The sequence below is a fragment of the Bacillus sp. P4_D3 genome, assembly GCF_056401855.1.
Map to the genome: position 1 here is coordinate 1 of NZ_JBFUIN010000504.1, position 2,312 is coordinate 2,312.

Consider the following 2,312-nt stretch of genomic DNA (forward strand, 5'->3'; position numbering starts at 1 on the left):
GGTTATAGATCAGTTAGATATGAGTGATTTAGACCTTACTTTTTCAGACCTGTCAGAGGTAATGGCAGAGCGTATCATGGCAAAACGAGTTCTGTTAAGAGCTTCTTCATTAATGAGAGCATCGTTTTTTGATTGTGATTTTGAGTTTGCTGATTTCAGAAGTTGTAATTTAGAGGAAATACACATTGCAGATTGTAGGTTTGGTGAAGCGGATTTCTCTAAAGCGAATATGAAATATGCAAAATTGAATATAAGTAGTTGTTTTGAAACATGTTTTGACGAAGTTGATTTTTCATATGGAGAATTAGTTGGAACAATATTAAATCATGCTACTTTTCGCCATGCAAATTTGTCAGGAATCAATGCGGAACAGGCTGACTGTACGGGAACGAATTTCAGTAACGCGAATCTTACAGAAGGTAACTTTGAAAAAGCATATTTAGAAGATGCTAATTTATCAGAAGTCGATGCTAGAAATGTAGATTTTACAAACGCAGATTTAACAGGAGCAATCCTTTTAAATGGGAATTTCACGGATGCGAATTTTACCGGTGCTAAACTTGACAATGTAGACTGGAAGGGAGCAAAGGTAGAAGGAGCCAAGTTTGACGAAAATGTGAAGGAACAAATCTTAAAAATGATTTAAATATGATGGGAAGTATATACATTTAAGCACTCGAAAACCTATGATTGGTAGCGAGTGCTTTTTTCTTAGAGATATTAGAGATTGATAAATAAGTGAAAATCAATATAGATTATTTTTAAGGATTGTTAGATAGATTAAGTCGTGAATATTATATAATTGAAATTAAACTAGCAAAAGGTGTGGACTCCGTATCCCCAATCTTTAAAGGTGTAGAAATACTGCCAGATGGAAGTGTCGTTAGATCTGGAACGAACTATAGCGGGAAATTCCAAGAAGCCCATGATGCCTCTAAGGCGAGTATTCAGAGTAGGATCTCGAATTTGGAGAGTGGTGGGGTTAAGGGTACGGGTAGTAGAGATGCTGATATTCCACCAGCCTTCAAGCAAGAGGAATTTGCCAGTACATATGAATCAAGATTCAAGCAAACACCCGCAGAAACGAATTCAAATGTCGTTTTTGAAGGGGTTAGAGGTGAATCTTTATGTACCCTAAAACCACCACCAGATCCTACGTTACAGAAAATCTTAAATGAAGCTGGTATTAATGGAATTGAGTATAAAAATGGAGTTCCTGATTTTTCACCTGTAGCAAAAGCGCAATTTGAAATTGAATACATGTTAGGCGGGACCGGCAAGCACGGAACAAAAGCTAGAACTATTAATTTTAAACAAGCAGTTCAAAAGTTGGCTGAACAACTTAACAATTCACCAGAGTTGGCAAGCAAGTTTGGAATGACTCCTGGGAAAATTAAAGCGGGAGACATTGCGGATTATCGAGAAGAATACAAGTTAACGTGGCACGAATTAAATGATGTGAAGACTATCCAACTTGTACCATCAGAAATAAATGGCAAATTTGGGCATCTTGGCGGCGTAGGAGAGATAAATGCAGGAGCGTTTAAGCCAGGGGAATTTGCCAATAAATAGAAAGGGGGAAATTTAAAATGAAAATAAATGATGCAGTTTTTGGTGAGCTTGAATATGATTATGTCTGGAGTAGAGATACTACCATTGAGTTTTGCGGAAAAGAAGCCGATATTGCTTTGATGATAGATGGTGAAGAAGATGGTGAATTTAGTGAAAAACAGTATGCTTCGTATAATTCTTTAATACAAAATTGGGGGCATCTTCAACAAAGTATTTTGCAACCAATTTTAGATTATTACAAGCAAAAACGATATGAGCTTGGGTATGATGTTTCATATAATGAAAATTATCCTTTAATTGAAACGATTGATCAGCTTCTTGAAAGGATCAGGCTAGTGGGGATTTATGTCCCATCTGCTAGACGCTTTGAAGGCAGATATATTGGACTAACATTTGACTGTACATGGGACATGGAAAATGGGGTAGGTATTCGTCTAATAAATGAAGAGGTAGCTAGGGTAGGATACCAAGATGTTGCAATTTAAGCATTACTATTTGTTAGAAATACACATAACAGAGTATGAAAAATTAGTTTTTTTTGGAAGTTAATAGCAAAAAACAGTAGAGATAGGTACTAGAAATCTCTGCTGTTTTTTTATGCAAATGGAAAAATTAATCTTGAAGGTTATTCCTATCGTACATACCATTGGGGTCTTTTACTAAAGATATTGAATTTGTAAATCCATCTGGTAAGGGTACGGGTGAAGCTACTAGACTTATTCCAGGTACCCCTGGAAAGG

3 protein-coding genes are annotated in these 2,312 nt (G+C 36.2%); all 3 read left to right on the forward strand.

Features of this window, described 5'->3' with window-relative positions; genetic code table 11:
- A partial coding sequence (locus AC1DTM_RS23310) for a pentapeptide repeat-containing protein (RefSeq protein WP_477000999.1) occupies positions 1 to 646 on the forward strand: 646 nt, incomplete at its 5' end.
- A 122-nt stretch (positions 647 to 768) separates the two neighbouring features.
- Positions 769 to 1,572 carry an HNH endonuclease gene (locus AC1DTM_RS23315; protein ID WP_477001000.1) on the forward strand — a complete coding sequence of 268 codons (804 nt, stop codon included), beginning with the start codon at positions 769 to 771 and terminating at the stop codon, positions 1,570 to 1,572.
- Positions 1,573 to 1,589: 17 nt separating this feature from the next.
- Positions 1,590 to 2,057 carry a DUF6985 domain-containing protein gene (locus AC1DTM_RS23320; protein ID WP_002110821.1) on the forward strand — a complete coding sequence of 156 codons (468 nt, stop codon included), beginning with the start codon at positions 1,590 to 1,592 and terminating at the stop codon, positions 2,055 to 2,057.
- The last annotated feature ends 255 nt before the right edge of the window (positions 2,058 to 2,312 follow it).